The 20,205-nt window shown below is 59.1% G+C and carries 17 protein-coding genes; 8 read left to right on the top strand and 9 right to left on the bottom strand.

Going from position 1 to position 20,205, the window contains the following annotated elements; all coding sequences use genetic code 11:
* Positions 1 to 21: 21 nt before the first annotated feature.
* The gene (locus KGB25_RS24320) at positions 22 to 696 is read right to left on the bottom strand and encodes a hypothetical protein (RefSeq protein ID WP_008045195.1); all 675 of its coding nucleotides are present in this window, start codon (positions 694 to 696) and stop codon (positions 22 to 24) included.
* Between the two features lie 367 nt (positions 697 to 1,063).
* On the opposite strand from KGB25_RS24320, the gene KGB25_RS24315 reads away from it, so the two are divergent.
* The 3 genes from KGB25_RS24315 (at position 1,064) to hemB (ending at position 3,841) form a co-directional block, all read left to right on the top strand.
* On the top strand, positions 1,064 to 1,762 hold the full coding sequence (locus tag KGB25_RS24315) for a glutathione binding-like protein (protein WP_207286210.1): 699 nt from the start codon (positions 1,064 to 1,066) through the stop codon (positions 1,760 to 1,762).
* A gap of 33 nt (positions 1,763 to 1,795) precedes the next feature.
* Positions 1,796 to 2,638: a PhzF family phenazine biosynthesis protein gene (locus KGB25_RS24310; RefSeq protein WP_223437043.1), complete on the top strand. Its 843-nt coding sequence runs from the start codon at positions 1,796 to 1,798 to the stop codon at positions 2,636 to 2,638.
* Between the two features lie 228 nt (positions 2,639 to 2,866).
* A complete protein-coding gene (gene hemB, locus KGB25_RS24305) occupies positions 2,867 to 3,841 on the top strand; it encodes a porphobilinogen synthase (RefSeq protein ID WP_008045200.1) in 975 nt (324 codons plus the stop codon).
* A 120-nt stretch (positions 3,842 to 3,961) separates the two neighbouring features.
* Here hemB and KGB25_RS24300 read toward each other — a convergent pair whose 3' ends face one another.
* Positions 3,962 to 5,494, bottom strand: a complete 1,533-nt coding sequence (locus KGB25_RS24300; RefSeq protein WP_008045202.1) for an FAD-dependent oxidoreductase — start codon at positions 5,492 to 5,494, stop codon at positions 3,962 to 3,964.
* Positions 5,495 to 5,773: 279 nt separating this feature from the next.
* Here KGB25_RS24300 and KGB25_RS24295 point away from each other — a divergent pair, with 279 nt between their 5' ends.
* On the top strand, positions 5,774 to 6,868 hold the full coding sequence (locus KGB25_RS24295; protein WP_223437041.1) for a DUF1615 domain-containing protein: 1,095 nt from the start codon (positions 5,774 to 5,776) through the stop codon (positions 6,866 to 6,868).
* A 78-nt stretch (positions 6,869 to 6,946) separates the two neighbouring features.
* On the opposite strand, the gene KGB25_RS24290 is transcribed toward KGB25_RS24295, so the two are convergent.
* The gene (locus KGB25_RS24290; protein WP_145316151.1) at positions 6,947 to 7,387 is read right to left on the bottom strand and encodes a phage infection protein; all 441 of its coding nucleotides are present in this window, start codon (positions 7,385 to 7,387) and stop codon (positions 6,947 to 6,949) included.
* A gap of 177 nt (positions 7,388 to 7,564) precedes the next feature.
* Positions 7,565 to 8,359 carry a DUF4349 domain-containing protein gene (locus KGB25_RS24285; protein ID WP_207286206.1) on the bottom strand — a complete coding sequence of 265 codons (795 nt, stop codon included), beginning with the start codon at positions 8,357 to 8,359 and terminating at the stop codon, positions 7,565 to 7,567.
* Between the two features lie 146 nt (positions 8,360 to 8,505).
* On the opposite strand from KGB25_RS24285, the gene KGB25_RS24280 reads away from it, so the two are divergent.
* Complete coding sequence (locus KGB25_RS24280) at positions 8,506 to 9,129, top strand: glutathione S-transferase (protein WP_207286205.1); 624 nt, start codon at positions 8,506 to 8,508, stop codon at positions 9,127 to 9,129.
* Positions 9,130 to 9,245: 116 nt separating this feature from the next.
* Here the strand turns inward: KGB25_RS24280 and KGB25_RS24275 are convergent, their stop codons facing one another.
* Positions 9,246 to 9,686, bottom strand: coding sequence for a CBS domain-containing protein (locus tag KGB25_RS24275; protein ID WP_007944798.1), 441 nt, complete (start codon positions 9,684 to 9,686; stop codon positions 9,246 to 9,248).
* 324 nt (positions 9,687 to 10,010) lie between these two features.
* On the opposite strand from KGB25_RS24275, the gene KGB25_RS24270 reads away from it, so the two are divergent.
* Positions 10,011 to 12,371: a DNA polymerase II gene (locus KGB25_RS24270; protein WP_223437051.1), complete on the top strand. Its 2,361-nt coding sequence runs from the start codon at positions 10,011 to 10,013 to the stop codon at positions 12,369 to 12,371.
* Here the strand turns inward: KGB25_RS24270 and KGB25_RS24265 are convergent.
* The 3 genes from KGB25_RS24265 to KGB25_RS24255 all read right to left on the bottom strand — a co-directional run bounded on the left by KGB25_RS24265 (position 12,336) and on the right by KGB25_RS24255 (position 15,310).
* Positions 12,336 to 12,806: a DUF1810 domain-containing protein gene (locus KGB25_RS24265; protein ID WP_207286203.1), complete on the bottom strand. Its 471-nt coding sequence runs from the start codon at positions 12,804 to 12,806 to the stop codon at positions 12,336 to 12,338. The two genes, KGB25_RS24270 and KGB25_RS24265, sit on opposite strands and share 36 nt — an antisense overlap.
* A 29-nt stretch (positions 12,807 to 12,835) precedes the next feature.
* A complete protein-coding gene (locus tag KGB25_RS24260; RefSeq protein ID WP_223437039.1) occupies positions 12,836 to 13,657 on the bottom strand; it encodes an aldo/keto reductase in 822 nt (273 codons plus the stop codon).
* A 504-nt stretch (positions 13,658 to 14,161) separates the two neighbouring features.
* Positions 14,162 to 15,310, bottom strand: a complete 1,149-nt coding sequence (locus tag KGB25_RS24255; protein ID WP_223437037.1) for an aldose epimerase family protein — start codon at positions 15,308 to 15,310, stop codon at positions 14,162 to 14,164.
* Between the two features lie 248 nt (positions 15,311 to 15,558).
* On the opposite strand from KGB25_RS24255, the gene KGB25_RS24250 reads away from it, so the two are divergent.
* Positions 15,559 to 16,308, top strand: coding sequence for a hypothetical protein (locus tag KGB25_RS24250; protein WP_008044104.1), 750 nt, complete (start codon positions 15,559 to 15,561; stop codon positions 16,306 to 16,308).
* Positions 16,309 to 16,498: 190 nt separating this feature from the next.
* Positions 16,499 to 17,284 (top strand): sulfite exporter TauE/SafE family protein, encoded by a 786-nt coding sequence (locus KGB25_RS24245; protein WP_008033636.1) that lies wholly within the window; start codon positions 16,499 to 16,501, stop codon positions 17,282 to 17,284.
* A gap of 25 nt (positions 17,285 to 17,309) precedes the next feature.
* Here KGB25_RS24245 and KGB25_RS24240 read toward each other — a convergent pair whose 3' ends face one another.
* Positions 17,310 to 20,147: an EAL domain-containing protein gene (locus tag KGB25_RS24240; protein ID WP_223437035.1), complete on the bottom strand. Its 2,838-nt coding sequence runs from the start codon at positions 20,145 to 20,147 to the stop codon at positions 17,310 to 17,312.
* Between the last annotated feature and the right edge of the window lie 58 nt (positions 20,148 to 20,205).

The raw sequence follows: 20,205 nt of genomic DNA, 5'->3' as shown, positions 1-20,205 counted from the left end.
GCTGGCTCCTACAGGTCGCCCTTATGTCGGGCAGGTTTCCCGGCCGTTATCCAGGCCTTGCTTGTAGCTGTGGCTCTGCAGGCTGGCCTTGCCGTTGTGCCAGGTCAGGGTGAGTACATACAGCGAGTCGTAGTCGCTGGATTCCCAGTCATCGGTGATGTTCTGTTTCTTGCCTACCGCTTCGCCGGCGACCTTGTTGATCAGCTCGGGCAGGTAGCCGTGGGACCACGCGGTGTAGATCACCGAGTTGTGGTACTTGTCATGCAGCAGTTCGTCGGCCAGGTCACTGGTGTCATTGGCCGAGAAGTTGATGTTCACCGGCAAACCGAGCTTGATGGCGCTGGGGCTGATGGTCATCAGGGGGCGAATGTAGCTGTAGGAATTATCCAGCTCGCCTTCCTCGACATTGCGCGTCGGGTTGGCTGCAAACACGTAGTTGGCCTTGCCGAATTTTTCCGGGAGCAGGGTGGCCAGGTCGATGGCGCGGTTCAGGCCCTGGCAATTGAGCTGGCCGAGGCCGCCGGCGGGTTTTTCCGCGTGGCGCAGGAAGACCAGCGTCTGGGTGCCGTCAGCCGGCTGGGCGCGGCTTTCACGGACTTCCAGCGACAGGAACAGCGCACTGATTGCCAGCAGGGAGGGCAGCACAATATAAGCGCGATGTTTGAAGCGTTGGACCAATTTCATAAGGTTCATCATGGAATAAGGGTTCTTCAGCGCATTCGGTTAAGGCTGACAAACCTTTACACCACGCGCTCCCAGCGTCGGGTGTTTTCCATGTCGATGATCCGGTCCGTTTCCGAAAGGGCAACACTCAGAGTCCACTGAGGCCCGTTTGGTTCGATTCCGGCGGCATGCGCAGCAATGTACCGATAACCATGAACGGGTTGGAGCAGAGGTTATCGACAGGATGTTGCGGATTTATGGACACAGTACACGGGGCGGTCGCAGGAGAAGACTGCAATCCATTGATCTTGGTAATCATCAATATCGATACGCCGTACGTCGCAGCCTGCGGCCACTCACACTATGATCGTGCCTCTCAATCTCTTCGTGGATCCATGCGATGACCGATCTGTCTGCTTTCCCTATCACTCAAAAATGGCCAGCCCAATACCCTGAGTGGATTCAGCTCTACTCGTTGCCGACCCCCAACGGCGTCAAGGTGTCGATCATGCTCGAAGAGATCGGCCTGCCCTACGAGCCGCATCGCGTGGGCTTCGACACCAGCGACCAGCTGTCGCCCGAGTTTCTGTCGCTGAACCCCAACAACAAGATCCCGGCGATCCTCGACCCCCACGGGCCGGACGACCTGCCGCTGCCGTTGTTCGAGTCCGGGGCGATTCTGATTTACCTCGCCGACAAGAGCGGGCAGTTGCTGGCCCAGGAATCGGCTGCGCGTTACGAGACGATCCAGTGGTTGATGTTTCAGATGGGTGGTATCGGGCCGATGTTCGGCCAGCTCGGTTTTTTCAACAAATTCGCCGGCAAGGACTACGAAGACAAACGCCCTCGTGATCGCTATGTCGAGGAAAGTAAACGTTTGTTAAAAGTCCTTGATGGACGTTTGCAGGGGCGTGACTGGATCATGGGCGAGCGCTACACCATCGCCGACATCGCGACATTCCCGTGGGTGCGCAACCTGATCGGCTTCTATGAGGCGGGCGATCTGGTGGGCATCAAGGATTTCCCGAACGTGACGCGGGTGCTGGAGCGCTTCCTGGCTCGGCCGGCGGTGATGCGCGGGCTGGAAATTCCCAAGTAAGACCTTTCGAATCCACCAAGACCAAGGCAGGCCATGCACGCATTCGATTTCAAGCAAGTAGATGTCTTCAGCCGCGTTGCGCTCAAGGGCAATCCGTTGGCCGTGGTGTTCGGCGCCGATGAGCTCAGCGATGAGCGCATGGCGGCGTTCGCCACCTGGACCAATCTCAGTGAAACCACGTTCATCCTCGCCCCGCAGGACCCTCGGGCCGATTACCGGGTGCGGATTTTCACCACCCTGAACGAGTTGCCGTTCGCCGGTCACCCGACCCTGGGCACCTGCCATGCCTGGCTCGAAGCCGGTGGCGTGCCCAAGGGCGAGGAGATCATTCAGGAATGCGGCGTGGGCCTGGTGCGGGTGCGCCGGCAAGGCGCGGAACTGGCCTTTCTCGCACCGCCACTGCTCAAGACCGGGCCGGTGCAGGCGGATCTGGTGGAGCGCGTGCGACGCGGGCTCCGACTGGAACCGGGCGCCATCGTGCGGGCGCAGTGGGTCGATAACGGCGCGGGTTGGCTGGCGGTGATGGTCGAGGATCGCCAGCAGGTGCTGGATCTTCAGCCGGACCATTCGCAGATGCTTGGCCTCGCGGTCGGCGTGATTGCGCCGTGGCATCCAGAGCGCGACGGCGATGACGCACAGTTCGAAGTGCGGGCGTTCATTTCCGGCGACGGCATGCCGGAAGATCCCGCCACCGGCAGCCTGAATGCCGGCATCGCCCAATGGCTGCTCAGCGAAGGGCTGGCGCCGGCGTCTTATGTGGTGAGTCAGGGCTTGACCATGGGACGGGCCGGGCGCATTCAGGTCGATCAGGTGGGCGATGAGATCTGGATTGGTGGTTCCGTGGTGACCTGTATCTCCGGAACCCTGACGCTGTAAACCTGTGGGAGCGAGCCTGCTCGCGATGGAGTGTCAGTCACCATCAATGTAGCTGATACACCATCGCGAGCAGGCTCGCTCCCACAGGGTTTTGTGGTGGATGCGGGGATTGTTGCTGTGGCGGTAACGGTTTTTACTCCGCTGAGGTTTGTGCCCGGCGGCGAACTGGGCATAAGCTTTCGCCCCCTTACGACTTTCGTCTCGTCCCCCGATTTTTCAGGAAAACCCATGTCCAGCCAGTTCCCCGAAGCACGTCCACGCCGTCTGCGCCGCAATGCGAGCTTGCGCAGCCTGTTCCAGGAAACCGAATTCAGCTTGAACGATCTGGTACTGCCGATTTTCGTCGAGGAAGAAATCGACGACTTCGTGCCGATCAAAAGCATGCCCGGTGTGATGCGGATTCCGGAATCGAAACTGGCCGGCGAGATCGAGCGCTATGCCCGTGCGGGGATCAAGTCGGTGATGACCTTCGGCGTGTCCCATCATCTGGACAGCAGCGGCAGCGACACCTGGAGCGACAATGGCCTGGTCTCGCGCATGGCGCGCATCGCCAAGGACGCGGTGCCGGAGATGATCGTGATGTCCGACACCTGCTTCTGCGAATACACCGACCACGGTCACTGCGGCGTGTTGCACAACCACGAGGTCGATAACGACCAGACCCTGATCAACCTCGGCAAACAAGCCGTCGCGGCAGCCCGTGCCGGTGCCGATGTGATCGCGCCGTCGGCGGCCATGGACGGGCAGGTCCAGGCGATTCGCCGGGCGCTGGACGCCGCCGGTTTCACCCAGACCGCGATCATGGCCTATTCGACCAAATTCGCCTCGGCGCTCTACGGCCCGTTCCGCGAAGCCGGCGGCAGCGCACTCAAGGGCGACCGCAAAAGCTATCAAATGAACCCGATGAACCGCCGCGAAGCGGTGCGTGAGTCGTTGATGGACGAGCAGGAAGGCGCCGACGCGCTGATGGTCAAGCCGGCCGGCGCGTACCTGGACATCATCCGCGACATTCGCGAGGTTTCGCGCCTGCCGCTGTCGGCGTACCAGGTGAGCGGCGAGTACGCGATGATCAAGTTCGGCGCACAGGCCGGGGCCATCGATGAGGACCGCGTGGTGCGCGAGAGTCTCGGCGCGATCAAACGGGCGGGGGCGGATTTGATCTTCACCTACTTCGCGATGGACCTGGCCCTGGCCGGAATTTAAAAAAACACACAAAATCTGTAGGAGCCAGCTTGCTGGCGAAGCGGTGGGCCAGTCACCCGAGACGCTGGAGGGGCCGGCCTCATCGCGAACAAGCTTGCTCCTACAGGATTTGCGGCGCGCTCAGGCCCCAAAATACGGCCGTATCCCGCGATCCCGGAAGTACCGTTCGATCACCTTCGGATCCGAGCACGACTCGGCCACCGCCACGTAGGTATCCGGCCGCAACAAATAAAACCCGTTGCGCCCAAGACCTGATGTTTCAAATGCCGGTCGCCAGTCAAACACATGCAACGGCAAGTGATGTTCATTGCACCAGGCAATCATTTCGTCGCTGGTGTCGCCGTACACATGCACCTGCCAGTTCGGGCACTTCAGCGGCCCGAAGTTATCCCCTTCACCATCATGTGCCCACGGCAAGCGGTCACCTCCGTGAACGTGCCCGGCGACGCCGGTGCTCAATGGCATTCCACGATAATTGAGGGTGATCTGCGACACCGTACGAAACAGGAATTCCCGGGAGGCCTCGAACGAAGCCATTTTCGGCAGCAGGAACGGCGCCAGACGGGTACGCAACAAATCCGCCATGCGTCCTTCGGCGGTGACAAAACTGAAAACCCGGTCGGTGGTGGCGACCAGTTTGCGGGCAAAGGCGATGCGCTCGGTTTCATACGTGTCGAGCAGATGCGGGGCAGCACCGCCGCTCAACACGGCCGCGAGTTTCCAGGCGAGGTTGATGGCATCGCCGATGCCGGTGTTCATGCCCTGGCCGCCCGCCGGGCTGTGGACATGGGCCGCGTCGCCCAATAGAAACGCGCGACCGCTGCGAAAGTGATCGGCCACCCGATGATGCACACGGTAGGTCGAGAACCAGTTCACCTGCTCGATCTGCACTTTCAAGTGTTCGATGGCGCGGGTGCTGACGTCTTCGAATCGCAGGGTTTCCACGTGCTCGGCGCGTTCGTCGCGAACGGTGCCGATCAACCGCGCGCGACCTTCGCCGGCGAGGGGAAACACCGCGAGAAAGTCCGCTTCATCGAGGTCCAGGTGCAGCTCGCCATTGAGCGCCGGCCCGCTGGCCTGCACGTCGGCCACGTAGAAAATCTGCTGGTAGGTGCCGCCGGGAAATCCGGTGTCGAGGGTTTTGCGCACGCGCGAGCGGGCACCGTCGCAACCGGCGAGGTAACAGGCTTGACAGGTTTCCTCTTGACCATCGGGCAGGCGCAGCCGCGCGGTGATGCCATCGCCGGTTTCTTCGAAACTCTCCAGCTCGGTGTTGCGCTCGACCCGTATGCCAAAGGTTTCCAGGCGTTCAATCAGCAATTGTTCATGCTCGTCCTGGGGGAAAATTTCCAGGAACGCGTAGGGCGTCAGGCCCTCGCCAATCCGGCCCAACGGCAAGCGCGCCACGGGTTCGCCCTTGACCCAGAAGTTGGCCGCCGCCACGCGATGCCCTTTGTGTATCACGGCTTCGTTGAGGTCGAGCTGGCGATACAGTTCCAGTGTGCGCGCCTGTACGGCCAACGCCCGTGAAGTGGTGCCGGGGGCCGAGGTCTTGTCGATAATCCGCACGCGGATCCCCAGTTTGCTCAGCCACAGCGCGAGCACCAGACCGGTGGGACCGGCGCCGATGATCAATACGTCGCTACGGTTCATGCGCCTGTTCTCCCCTGGCGTCTTGGCTCAAGTATGGTCCAGCCGAAGAGGGCCGTCAGACAGCCCGCCCAACGGAAAAAGACCCTGTAGGAGCCGGCTTGCTGGCAATGAACGATAACGCGCTCATCTTGATGCACCTCGGTGCTCCCATCGCCAGCAAGCCGGCTCCCACCGTTCAGTGTGTCTGTGCAGGGAACAGTGTGTCGCCGGCACAGTCATAGCCTGCGCCATGCGATTGATCGTATGGTTAACCCGGTTCAACGGATCTGATGGAGCGCCATGCAAGCCAATCGATTGATCACGAGCGTCGCGGCGCTGTTGGTGCTGGCCGGTTGCGGAACTCAGCGCACCCAGGAAGCCCCGGCCCGCACACCCAAAGAGGTCAAGGCCGAGATCGTGCGCCTGCTGCCGGCGAAAACCGTTGATCGCCAAGGCTGGGCCACGGACATCTATGCGGCGTTTGCTGCGCAGAACATTTATCCCTCTACGCAAAATCTGTGTTCCGTACTGGCGGTCACCGAGCAGGAGTCGACCTTTCAGTCGGACCCGCCGGTGCCGGGCCTGGGCAAGATCGCCCGAGAGGAAATCGACCGCCGTGCCGCCAAAGCCCACATCCCTGGCCTGCTGGTGAGCGGTGCGCTGCAAATACGTTCCAGCACCGGTAAAAGCTACAGCGACCGATTGAATGCTGCGCGCAGTGAAAAGGAATTGAGCGCGATCTTCGATGATTTCATCGGCAGGGTGCCCATGGGCCGCACGCTGTTCGGTGGTTTCAATCCGGTGCACACCGGTGGGCCGATGCAGGTCAGCATCGACTTCGCCGAGCAGCAGGCGCGGGGTTATCCGTACCCGGTGGACGGCTCGATTCGGCATGAAGTGTTCAGCCGTCGCGGCGGTATGTATTTCGGCATCGCCCACTTGCTCGGTTATCCGGTGAGCTACAAGCAGCCGCTGTACCGCTTCGCCGATTTCAACGCCGGTTGGTACGCCAGTCGAAACGCCGCATTTCAGAACGCGGTCAGCCGTGCTTCGGGGATTCCTCTTGCGCTGGACGGTGATCTGGTGCGCTACGACTCGATCATGCCCGGCACCACGGAACTGGCCGTGCGCACCCTCGGCAAGCAACTGGGCATGCGCAATCCGACGATTCGGGATCAACTGGAGAAGGGCAAAAGCCTCGAGTTCGAGGACAGCACGTTGTATCAGCGGGTTTTCGAATTGGCCGAGAAGGCCGAAGGCCGTTCATTGCCGCGAGCGGTATTGCCGGGGATTGCGTTGCAGAGCCCGAAAATCACCCGAAAACTCACCACGGCGTGGTTTGCCAAGCGGGTCGACGAGCGTTATCAGCGCTGCATGGCGCTGGCGGGGAAGTGACCGGTCTCAAAAAATGCATAAAAAAACCCGGCGGGTGAGGCCGGGTTTTTTGTCGAGTGTTGCTGCAAAGCCATTCATTCATACAGCGCGGCTTTCGATCAGACGGTCGGAACCACCTTCGGCAACGCGGTTTTCGATCAGACGGTCGGAACCACCTTCGGCGACGCGGTTTTCAATCAGACGGTCGGAACCACCTTCGGCGACGCGATTTTCGATCAGACGGTCGGAACCACCTTCGGCAACGCGGTTTTCGATCAGACGGTCAGAACCACCTTCGGCAACGCGGTTTTCGATCAGGCGGTCAGAACCACCTTCGGCGACGCGGTTTTCGATCAGACGGTCGGAACCACCTTCGGCCACACGATTTTCGATCAAACGATCCGAACCACCCTCAGCCACACGGCTTTCAATCAACCGATCCGAGCCGCCTTCAGCGACAACCGGGTGAGCGGACGAAGCGGCAAAAGCGTTAACTGCAAAAACCGAGAAAGCGATGCTGAGGAAGAGTTGGCGTTTCATGGTGGTGTGCTCCGGGGTGTAGTTGTTTGGTATGGAGCTGATGGTACGCCGCACAATTTTTATGAGAACTTCATTGACGTGATGGTGAACATCGACGGCAGTGATGGAACAGCTGAATCCCCGTGCGTAGGCGTGATGGTTCAGTTGTCGGCAGGCGGAGCGCGGTTGACGCCCGGCTCAGGTCCGACGCCGAACAAACTTGCGCCACAACCAGACCCACAGCATGAACAGCGGGAACGCGAGGATCAGGAAGGGCAGGGCGTAACTGGTTTTTTCCAGTGCATCGGCGGCGCCTTCGGCCAGGTTGTCGAGCAAGTTGCTGAACGCCTGGCTCAAGTGTGACGAGCGACTGCTGGCGCCGGTCGGCAGGAACGACAACGTGACCCGATTGGTGTCCAGACGCCGCTGGTGCCCGGCGGCAATCTGCGCCAGGGCTTGCAGATCGTTTTCGATCCCGGCCTGCTCTTTGCTCAGGGTGATCAGATCGGTGACGCTGATGTCTTTGCGGGTCGCCAGTTCATCCAGGCGTTGCTGCTGAGCCTTGAGTCGCTCCTGGCGTCGGCGGGTGTCGTCCACGGCATCGGCGAGGTCTTCGGCGCTGGTGATCCGCTGACCCAGTTCGCCACCCTCGGCGGCCATCGCCACCAACGGCTCGACGCCGGCAGGGGCAATGCGCAAGGTGATGTCGGCGCGGCCGGCGCCTTGCTCGATACGCAAGACATTGCAGGCACCGAAGCGTGCGGTTTCGCACGCCTCACGGGTGGCCTGCAAACGCGGGGCGATTTCTGCCTGGGGCAGCAACAGCTGCAATTCGTGTTCATAGGCCAGCATGGCCCCGCCACGCCCTTGTTCACCGGCTAGACTGGCCGATGACGAGTGGTCGCTTGGCGAGCAGGCACTTAGCGCCAGGCAGGCCAGAATGAAACCGACGGTACGAAAAAGTGCGGCGCGTTGGCCATCCTGTTGGCGCATGTTCTTTCCTTGAAGTGTGCTGCGGGGGTATTAGAAGAGTGCCCCGGGATCGCGCATCTTACCTGCATCGATCCGCCAAATGGCAGGGAACGTGACCTTTGCCCGCTCGTCTACCGACTACCTGTTCGTCTCGCCAGGAGCGCGATATGTATCAGCTATACGGACACCAGAACTCCGGCGCCGCCGCCATCGAAGCTGCGTTGGAGCTGTGCGAGATTCCTTACCGCTTCATCGACGTCGAGTTATCCACCGAGGCGGCCCACGCGTTGGAGAAGATCAACCCGCTGAAGCAGATTCCGACCCTGCAACTGCCTGACGGCAGCGTTCTCACCGAAAGTGCGGCGATCTTGATTCATCTCGGGTTGACGTTTCCCAAATCGAAACTGCTGCCGAAAGACGCCGCCGAGCGCGATCAGGCGATCCGGGGGCTGGTGTACATCGTCACCAATTGTTATGCGGCAATCGGCATCATCGATTACCCCGAGCGCTGGTTGCTCGTGGCGGACAAACCCTCGCGTGACAACCTCATGGCCGGCGCACGCGAACGGTTGCACTGGAGTTGGGAGGTGTTTGCCGATCAGTTCTCGGGCGAGTTGTACCTGGGCGATGAGACGCCCGGTGCGCTGGATGTATTGGCGGCGGTGATCTCGCGGTGGGCGGGCACCCGGGAGCATTTGCGCAGTGCCCGGCCCGGTTTTTCCGCCTGGCTTGAGCGAATCGACCGGCACCCGACATTGGCACCGGTCTTTGCGCGGCATTGGCCCGTTTGAATATCACTGATGACCTGTAGGAGCGAGGCTTGCCCGCGAAGGCGTTGGGTCAGGCGACACGTTCATTGACTGAGTCGGCGCTTTCGCGGGCAAGCCTCGCTCCTACAGGGCTCGCATTACTCGCCGCGAATGTACTGCTCCAGCTGGCGGATCAGTTCTGCCTGCTCCGCAATCGCTTCCTTGACCAGGTCGCCGATCGACAGCAAGCCGATCAACTTGCCGTTCTCCACCACCGGCAGGTGGCGCAGGCGCCTGTCAGACATGATGCCCAGGCACGTATCGACGGTTTGATGGGTGTCTACGGTGATGACTGGCGACACCATGATGTCGCGCACCGGCGTGCCCACGGAAGAGCGGCCATGCAGCACCAGTTTGCGTGCGTAATCACGTTCACTGATGATGCCCAGCACTTCGTCATTCTCTACCACCAGCAAGGCACCGACGTTCTTCTCGGCCATCTTCATCAGTGCTTCGAGCACCATATGATCGGGTTTGATCTGGTGCACTTCCTGATTTTTCTGATCTTTCAACTTGAGCAGTTGGGCGACGGTTTTCATGGTGGCTTCTCGGGTGTTGTCGTTGTTCTTGAAGAATCGTAGACCCGAGCGCCGAGGGCAAGGCAGAAAACGGCAGATAACGCGCAAAAAACGCCATTCAGCCGTTTTTCTTCGATAAACCTCTCATTTTCGAACACCCCACCGACCTTGTAGGAGCCGGCTTGCCGGCGATAGCGGTGGGTCAGGCGACCTATTTATCGTTTGAACGGGCGCTATCGCCGGCAAGCCAGCTCCTACAAGGGTTCATTCCAATCCAGGCGTTCGCTGTTATCCCCCGCAATGCCGCGTAGAATTGCGCTCTGAATCAGAGGTGAGGTTGCAGTGGTGGATTTACAGCGGGGCTTCGTCCTGACCCGGCATTGGCGCGATACCCCGGCCGGTACGGAAGTCGAGTTCTGGCTGGCGACCGACACCGGTCCCCAGCGTATTCGCCTGCCGCATCAACCGTCGGTGGCGTTCATCCCCGCCGAGCAGCGCGAGCAGGCTGAACAGGTGCTGCACGGCGAAAAAAACGTCGAGCTCAAACCCCTGGCCCTGCTGGATTTCGAGCATCGCCCGGTGCTCGGCCTGTATTGCCAGCAACACGGTCAGCTGATGCGCCTGGAAACCGCGCTGCGCAAGGCTGGCGTCGAGATGTTCGAGGCCGACGTACGCCCACCGGAACGCTACATGATGGAGCGCTTCATCACCGCGCCGGTAATCTTCGGTGGCACACCCGATGCCGAAGGCCTGCTGCTCGACGCGCAGATGAAACCCGATCCCGACTATCGACCGACGCTCAGGCTGGTGTCCCTGGACATCGAAACCACCGCTCAGGGCGATCTGTATTCCATCGCGCTGGAAGGCTGCGGCGAGCGTCAGGTGTACATGCTCGGCCCGCCCAACGGCGACGACAGCAACGTCGACTTCCAGCTCGAATACTGTGAGTCGCGAACCCTGCTGCTGAAAAAGCTCAACGAATGGTTCGCCCGGCACGACCCTGACGCAATCATTGGCTGGAACGTCGTGCAGTTCGATTTGCGCGTGCTTCACGAACACGCCCGACGCCTGGCGGTGCCGCTGAAACTGGGGCGCGGTGGCGAGGAAATGCAGTGGCGCGAGCACGGCAGCCGCAACCATTACTTCGCCTCGGCCGCCGGGCGATTGATCATCGACGGCATCGAATCCCTGCGTTCGGCGACCTGGAGTTTTCCATCGTTCAGCCTGGAAAACGTCGCGCAAACCCTGCTCGGCGAAGGCAAGTCGATCAGCACGCCGTACCAGCGCATGGACGAAATCAACCGCATGTTCGCCGAGGACAAACCGGCCCTCGCCACTTACAACCTCAAGGACTGCGAACTGGTCACGCGGATTTTCGCCAAGACCCAATTGCTCACTTTCCTGCTTGAGCGGGCCAGCGTGACCGGTTTGCCGGCGGATCGCAGCGGTGGTTCGGTGGCGGCCTTCACGCACCTGTACATGCCGCTGATGCACCGCCAGGGTTTCGTTGCGCCCAACCTCGGCAGCAAGCCTGCACAGGCCAGCCCCGGCGGATTTGTCATGGACTCGCAGCCGGGCCTGTACGAATCGGTGCTGGTGCTCGACTACAAAAGCCTTTATCCATCGATCATCCGCACCTTCCTCATCGACCCGGTGGGCCTGATCGAAGGGCTCAAGCATCCGGAGGACAGCGAGTCCGTGCCCGGTTTTCGCGGGGCGCGTTTTTCCAGAACCCGGCATTGCCTGCCGGCCATTGTCGCCCGGGTCGCCGAGGGCCGCGAAACCGCCAAGCGGGAACACAACGCGCCGTTGTCCCAGGCGCTGAAGATCATCATGAACGCCTTCTACGGCGTGCTCGGTTCCAGCGGTTGCCGTTTCTTCGATACGCGCCTGGCCTCGTCGATCACGTTGCGCGGGCACGAAATCATGCTGCGTACCCGCCAACTGATCGAAGCCCAGGGGCACACGGTGATCTATGGCGATACCGACTCGACGTTTGTCTGGCTGCGCCGCGCCCACGGTCAGCAGGAAGCGGCGCAGATCGGCCACGCGCTGGTGGATCACGTCAACCAGTGGTGGCGCGTGCATGTGCAAGAGGAGTACGGGCTGCAGAGCGCATTGGAGTTACAGTTCGAAACCCACTACAAGCGCTTTCTGATGCCGACCATTCGCGGTGCGGAGGAGGGCAGCAAGAAGCGTTATGCCGGGCTGGTCACGCGTGACGACGGCAGCGACGAGATGGTCTACAAGGGGCTGGAAACCGTGCGCACCGACTGGTCGCTGCTGGCCCGGCAATTCCAGCAAGAGCTGTACACACGGATCTTCCATCGCCAGCCCTATCAGGACTATGTCCGCGAGTACGTGCGCAAGACCCTGGCGGGCGAGTTCGATGATCGCCTGATCTACCGCAAGCGCTTGCGCCGGACCCTGGATGACTATGAGCGCAACGTGCCGCCGCATGTCCGCGCGGCGCGGATCGCCGACGACTACAACGATCAGCAGGGCCGTCCGCGGCAATACCAGAACGGCGGCTGGATCAGCTACGTGATCACCGTCGCCGGGCCCGAGCCGCTGGAGATCCGTAGCGCGCCGATCGATTACGACCATTACGTCACCCGGCAGCTGCAACCGGTGGCGGATGCGATTCTGCCGTTCGTGGATGACGATTTCTCAACCCTGATTGGGGGGCAGTTGGGCCTGTTTTGAGTCCAGCAGCGATAACGTCCAGTCATCCGGAATCCCATGGAAGTGCCGCATCAGCGCTTGCTGGAACAGGCTGTCATCCGGGGCGAACTGCGCGAACAGGGTCATCGATGAGCGGAACTTCAGATTGTCCGGATGGCCGAAAATTTCGATGATGGAGCGTTCCGGAATATCCAGCACCAACTGCGTGCAGGTGCGCAGCCGTGGGCCCAGCAGCGCATGCTTGAGGTACGCCGAAGCCTCCTCTCCCGAGTGAATGGCATATCGTTGCGACATTTCGCTGCCGCCCAGGCCGATGAATTGCGGAAAGATGAACCACATCCAGTGACTGCGCTTGCGGCCTGCGCCGAGTTCGTTTTGCACGCGCTCGAACACCGGGTCCTGCGCCTGGATGAAGCGTTGCAGATTAAAGGCGTCGAGCTGATCGGTGCTTCTCATGAGAAGCCCTCTGACAGAACCGCGATGGCTCAGACCATGGCCAGTCGCTGTTTGCGTTGTGGCGCGTGAAACGCGTGGTCCAGCGCCTCCAGATCCCCGGCTACAAGCTTCAATTGAGCGGCATGCGCATTCAGTTGCACATGCTCAGGTCGGACCGCCTTGGGGATGGCAATGACTCCATCCTGCCGCAGAATCCATGCCAAGGCTACCTGGGCCGGTGTCGCCGCGTGACGGGCGGCCACCTGCTTGAGTGTCGGGTGAGCGAGCAAACTCCCGCCCTGGCCGATGGGACAGTACGCCATCAATGGCTGACGATGCTGTTGGCTCCACGGCAGTAAATCAAATTCTATTCCACGCTCCTCAAGGTTGTAGAGCACTTGATTGGTGGCGCAGGCCGGGGAGGCCAGTTCTTGCAGGTCATCCACGTCGAAATTGGACACGCCCCAACGGCCGATCTTGCCGGCCTCGCGCAGGCGTTCGAATGCCTCAACGGTTTCTTCAAGGGGGTACTGGCCGCGCCAGTGCAGCAGGTACAAATCAATGTAATCGGTGTTCAACCGCCGCAGGCTGCGTTCGCAGGCCTCGGGGATGCCCTTGCGGCTGGCGTTGTGCGGATACACCTTGCTGACCAGAAACACCTTGTCGCGCAGGCCGGCAATGGCTTCGCCGACGACTTCCTCGGCGCCCCCTTCGCCATACATTTCTGCGGTGTCGATCAAGGTCATGCCCAACTCGATGCCCAGGCGCAACGCGGCGACTTCCTCGCGGTGTCGAACGCGATCTTCACCCATGCGCCAGGTGCCCTGGCCGATAACCGGTACGTTGATGCCGGCCAGTTCGAGAGTCCGCATGCAAAGCTCCTTGATGTCATTCGGTCGATACTTCGGTTGGCAGCAGAATAGCCTATGGGTTCCCCGGGCTGTAGGTGTCAACGATAACGCGGGCTGTCTGAATGAACGCGCCGCCCAGACGTTTTTCGCCGGCAAGCCGGCTCCTACAGGGATCGCGTGCGCTTTTGATTTCCACCACTCATCAGGCCGAGCGTTAGCTCGCCTTCCGCTTTTGATCTTGAGGTACACGCCCCCTCGAGAGGCCGAGCGCAGGTTCTGCGCAGTGGGCAACCCGGCATGGATGCCGGGTTAGCCGCGCACGGCCAGGGATGGCCGATCGCGGCGGGCCCACGGAGCAGGACCGGAGCGAGGGCATGGCGAGCATTAGCGAGCCACCGAACGAAAGGGGCAAGAGCCCTTGGTTACTTGGGGCTCTTCCAAGTGACTCGCCGTAAGGGCGAAACCACGATCAGCCATCACCGAAATAATGGATATTCACCCAAGCGCCGATGCCCCCCCAACGTCTTACCGAGCAGAAAACTTCAACACAGTACTCTGGGTATACGTCTTGCCTGGATCCAGTCGCGTAGACGGGAAGTTCGGCTGATTGGGCGCGTCCGGGTAATGCTGGGTTTCCAGAGTGAACGCGCTCCAGTGTGCGTAAGTCTTGCCGGCCTTGCCCTTGACCGAGCCATCAAGGAAGTTGCTGGTATAGAACTGCACGCCAGGCTCAGTGGTATAGAGCTGCAAACGACGCCCAGACTGCGGGTCGCTGACATCGGCAGCCAGTTTGCCGAGGTCCCCCTTGGCATCCAGCACCCAGTTGAAATCGAAGCCACCCTGTTTCGGCTCAGCGAATTTCAGCTGCGGATGATCCGCCTTGATGTGTTTGCCAATGGCGGTGGGTTGGGTGAAGTCCATCGGCGTACCGGTCACCGGAGCCAGCTCGCCGGTAGGAATCAACTTACCGTTGACCGGCGTGTAGTGACTGGCGTGCAAGGTTGCGACCTGTTGCAACACGTCGCCGTTACCCGCGCCGGCCAGGTTGAAGTAGCTGTGATTGGTCAGGTTCAGCACCGTCGGTTTGTCGGTGGAGGCCTTGTACTCAATGCGCAGCTCGTTGTTTTCGTTGAGGCTGTAGGTGACCTCGGTTGTCAGGTTGCCAGGAAAACCCATTTCGCCGTCCGCCGACAGGTATGTCAGCGTCACGCCCACTGAATCCTTGCCCTTCGCCGGTTTGGCTTTCCAGACATGTTTGTCAAAACCCTGCGGGCCGCCGTGCAGTGAATTCGAGCCGTCATTTTGCGGCACCTGAAAGCGCTTGCCATCGATTTCGAACGCACCGTTAGCCAGGCGATTACCGAAGCGCCCGATGGTCGCGCCGAAGTAGGCCTTGCCGCTCTGATAGCCCTGTACGTTGTCGAAGCCGAGCACCACGTCTTCGAGCTTGCCGTTTTTGTCCGGCACGGCAAGCGACTGCAGCGTCGCTCCGTAGGTGATCACGGTGGCCTGCATGCCGTGGCTGTTACGCAACACGTATTGTTCGACGGTTGTGCCGTCATTGGTTTTGCCGAAGGCTTTATGTTCGCTGGACAGACCATTGGCCTGGGCGGTGAGGGTGGCGATCATCAGGGACAGTCCAAGGGCGTAGTGCGGGTATCTGGAGTGAAGCATGGGTTACCTTCCTTTTTATTGTTTTTTAAAAGTAGTCATACTAAATGACGATTATTAATTCGACATGGAAGGATTTATAGCTGAATGGTGCGGTGTTGCAATTAAAAAGTATGACTAATGAGTAATCCCCTTCACTTTGTTGGGAAAGGGCGGACTGCAGGTTCTGCACTTTTTCGCAATCCACGGCTCTACCCTTGGCCAGCCTGCGGCGATCCCCTCCGCCGGCCCATACCCAAGTTCAAGCACCCATGGCCCGAGTTTTACCCCTCACCGCTGTGCACATCCGCCGCCATTGCCTGCTGCTCGCCGTGCTGTCGATGCTCTTCACGACCGGTTGCAGTCAGCAGCAGGGCCGGGACATCGTCAGCCAGTTTCGTGAAGGCAGGCCCCAGGAATTCCTCCAGACCAGCGTCGACCGCATGGCCACCCTGGCGATGCGTGACAACCTCGACAGCCTTTACCTGCTGATGGGCAAGCTCTACCTGCGCAACCCGCAGGAGCTGAAGAAGTCCGGATTTCTCGACGCCCGCACCGCCGGCAAACAGGTGCGCCTGGCCATCGAACAGCAACAACCGCTGCCGACGCTGGGGGGCAAGAAGGATCTGGCAGCGCTGAATTACGCCATGAGCCCGGAGTTCCTCGGCGACCGGGTCGGCGCTTTCATCTACGCCATCGGCAGCATGCTGGTCACCGCTCACGGCAATCGGCTGGAGTTTTACATGACCGATGCAATCAACCCGGTCTTCGTCAGCAACGCTGCGCGCAACATCGAGAAAGCCACCTGGATCCTCAGCCAGCGGCAAAACAAAAACGGCGAGCCCTTGCTGTTTTCCAACGAGATCTCGGAGGAGGGCAGCAACCTGAGTTTTGCCGTGGAGTTCGGCAAGATCGTCGCGCGCCTGGACCTGCTGACCCAGATGCTGGACGAGCGCTACCGGCGGATTGGCCTGAACTACGCACAGAGCCTGTTGTTCCTCAATTTCCTCCCCGTCCAGTAAACCCCGACCTGTAGGAGCCGGCTTGCCGGCGATTGCGGTGTGTCAGTCAAATCAATGTTGAAGATCCGCCGCCATCGCCGGCAAGGAATGCGCGTGCAGGAATAACGATAGACCGCATCGATATAAGTAGTTATAAGAAAAATCGCTATGCTGCGGGCCAGTTTTTTCATGCGTTTTTGTGGGCGTGTTAATGGATTTCGTTAACTTCGGTTTGGTTGTGGCAGGTTTGGTGGTGGGGTTCATTGTCGGCATGACCGGCGTGGGCGGCGGCTCGCTGATGACGCCGATCCTGCTTTGGTTCGGCATCAACCCGGCGACAGCGGTGGGTACGGACCTGCTGTACGCCGCGATTACCAAATCAAGTGGTGTGCTGGTACATCGCAAGAACAAGAACATTGACTGGGCCATTACCGGTTGGCTGACGCTCGGCAGTGTGCCGGCCGTCGCGCTGACGTTGTGGTTCCTGAGCAGTTTGCAAACGTCCCCCGACGCGATGAACGCCATCATCAAACAGGCGCTGGGCTTTGTCCTGTTTGCCACGGCACTGGCGATTTTCTTCAAGAAACGCCTGCTCGACTTCGCTCACAAACGCGCCGGCGGCACCTACAACCCAAGCGGCAAACGCTTGAATGGGCTGACCGTGATCACCGGTCTGATCCTCGGCACCATGGTCGCCCTGACCTCCATCGGCGCGGGCGCCCTGGGCACCGTGGCGCTGTTCATTCTGTATCCGCTGTTGCCTACCCGCCGCCTCGTCGGCACGGAAATCGCCCACGCCGTACCGCTGACCCTGGTCGCCGGTCTCGGCCATGCGAGCATGGGCAACATGGATTGGCATGTGCTGGGCTACTTGCTGGTCGGTTCGCTGCCGGGGATTTACCTGGGCAGCCACCTGACCGGCCGCATCTCGGATGAGGTGTTGCGCCCGTGCCTGGCGACGATGCTGGTGCTGATCGGCTACAAACTGGCGTTCTAGGTCCTGTACGACATCCCTTGAAATCTCACGGCAGGCTCTTGGGAGCCGAGATTCGGTAGCGTTCGCTATCATCGCTGGAAAGGAATCTCTCACGGATCCATTGAGCCAAATCCTGTGGGGCCAAAGGGCGCGAGAAACAATAACCTTGCGCTATCTGGTATCCCTGGCCTCGAAGGATTTCAAGCTGCGCATCGGTTTCAACACCTTCGGCGACAATGTTCAATTGCAAGCTCTTGCAGATCCCGGCAATCGACTGCGCCAGCGTCCGGGCACTTTCGCTTTTTTCGATATCGTCGATAAAACTCTTGTCCAGCTTGATGGTGTCCACGGGCAATCGCAGCAAGTAGCTCAGGCTGGAGTAACCGGTGCCAAAATCATCAATGGATAAGCTGACGCCCAGTTGACGGACCTCGGTAATGACCGATATGACGTTGTCGGTGGCGTCCAGTATGAAGTCTTCCGTGACCTCCAGCGTCAAACAGGAGGGTAGGAGCCCATGCTTTGTCAGCAGAGACTGGATGAGATCAATAATGGCTCTGTCGCGAAAGGCGACGGGGAAGATGTTGACCGACATGCGAGCCACAGCAAGTCCCGAGTCGCGCCATTGAGCCATCTGCCGGCAGGCTTCGGTGAGTACCCATTGATTGAGCTTGGGCATCAATCCTGCCTCGCGCACCAAGGGGATGAATCGATTTGGAGGGATGTTTCCAAGCTCCGGATGAATCCAGCGGGCAAGTGCCTCGACACCAAAAAGCTGGTTGTCGTCGAGCGCTATCTGGGGCTGGTAATGCAGCGTCAGCTGATTGGACTCCAGGGCGTTCTCGAGGGCCAGGCTCAGTGTCAGTTCGTCATTGGTTGAATCGTTGATCACCTGGTCGAACACTTCAATTGCCTGGCGGCCTGCGGACTTGGCTTTGTACATCGCCTGATCGGCATGCAAAAGCAATGAGTGAATGTCGTTACCGTGGTCTGGATAAATACCAATACCAATGCTGGCCGAGGGCGCAATTTTTACATCGGCCAACATCATGGGTTCCGATAGTTTGCTGATTATTCTTTCTGAAAAGGCAATCGCCTGTTCAGCGCTGGAGGGGGACAGAATAATGACGAATTCATCTCCTGAAAGCCGGCTGACAAAGTCATTGCCCCTCACAGAACCCTGAAGCCTCCTGGCTATTTCAGACAGAAGCAAATCCCCGGCGGCATGCCCAAGTGAGTCATTGATTTGCTTGAACTTATTAATGTCGATGAACAACACGGCCATTGATGATTGCGAGCGCTGAGCATTGGCAATCATTGAGTTTGCTTTCATCATCAACAGTCGCCGATTGGGCAACATCGTCAGGCTGTCATAGTAGGCCAGTCGTTCAATATCGTTGATAAAACTGTCCCTCTCGAGGGCGAGAGCGCACAGCTTCAGGCTGGTTTCAAGCAGCCGGTGATGTTGGACCGCAGGGAGGTGATTTTCACGGTAGTAAAGGGTAAATGTGCCTAAACAACGTCCGTTGTTGGAGCGAATGGTGTTAACCCAGCCGGCCGTGAAACCGAACGATTGCGAGAGCTTGTGATCGATGCAATCGCCCTGGTCCGATGCAGGGTCAGTGAAATTCAGCATCATGCTTTCTTTCACGTCCATTTTTTTCAGGATGGACCTTTCGGCAAGGCTTTCCAGTGACTGAATCAACCCGGCCGGGAGGTTGAATTCCGCCACCAGTGGAAGGCAGCCCTGCTCATCAAATTGTCTTATTGAAACGCCGATTTCAGGAGCGATACGACCTATCTCCAGACAAATCAACTTCATGATGTCGGGAAGTGGCTCTTCGCGGGCCATGGCACTGAGGACCTTGAACTGCAACTCGTCGTTCATCTTGGCTTCGGTGATGTCCGTCACAATAGCCACGACGTCCTGCTGAACACCCTGTGGGTCGAGCACCGGATTGGCGACTACGCGTACCCACAATGGATTCTTTGATTTGTTGTAGACCAGTAATTCAGTGGTGTGGCTTTGTCCTTTCTGGATACTGTTTCTGAAAGAAAGGACGGCTTCTTGATCCGTATGGCGGCCATAAAATACCTCGTCGGGTTTTTTTCCTACCAGGTCTGATATTTCATAACCCAGCATGCGCACAAAACCCTCGTTTACATAGGTAATTATGCTGTTCGGATTAGTGACGATAATTGCACTGTCAGTTCGATTGACGGCAATTTTTAGAAGTCGACTCTTCTCTACTTTCTTTATGATGTACAACAGGAAGAATGTTGTTGCTAATACCATGAGAAGTATCATTGCAGCGGCGGCGATGTATATTTTAAATCGATCGCCCATGGACTGAAGGGAAGTCTGACTGATGCTGTTTCCGTATTTTATGAAGTTTTTTTGTTCCAGAAGGAGTTGCTCTTGAATGTCCTGTACCGGCTGAGCGAGTGCCCATTGGACGTCGCCAGCGCCCGTGTACTTGACCAATTGATTGAGCACCTCCACATAACGTGAATACACGTCTTTTAAAGCCTGGACTCGGATATGGTTTTCTTCATCAACCTTTGTGTGTGTGAGGAAGCGGTCAAACGATTTATTCGCCAGTGTCAGTTCCGCGCGGGCGTGTTGCACCATTTCATGCGGGATTTTATTAAACAGTACGATGCGGGTGTTGGCTCGCGACAGGGAGAGGCGTGCCTCCATCAAGTGTTGAACTGTTTCCGCCACTGCGTCGACTTGATCGACAGCGACACTTGATAGGGTTCCAATGCTCGATTGGTTGCTGCTCACTAACCATAAGCTGAGGACTAAAGTTGCACACTGGAATACCAGCGCAGTCGTCAGGATCGTCCTCAAACCATAAGGCAGTGCAAGCTTGCGAAGCAAATAATCCTCCTCTGTCTCGGACAGATAGGGAAACGTTAATAAAGGTCGCATCCAGGCA

It is taken from the genome of Pseudomonas sp. BF-RE-21 (assembly GCF_019947305.1).
In the GTDB taxonomy this organism is placed as follows: domain Bacteria; phylum Pseudomonadota; class Gammaproteobacteria; order Pseudomonadales; family Pseudomonadaceae; genus Aquipseudomonas; species Aquipseudomonas migulae.
Note: the sequence above shows the minus strand (reverse complement) of the source record. Positions and strands in the feature narration are given on the sequence as shown.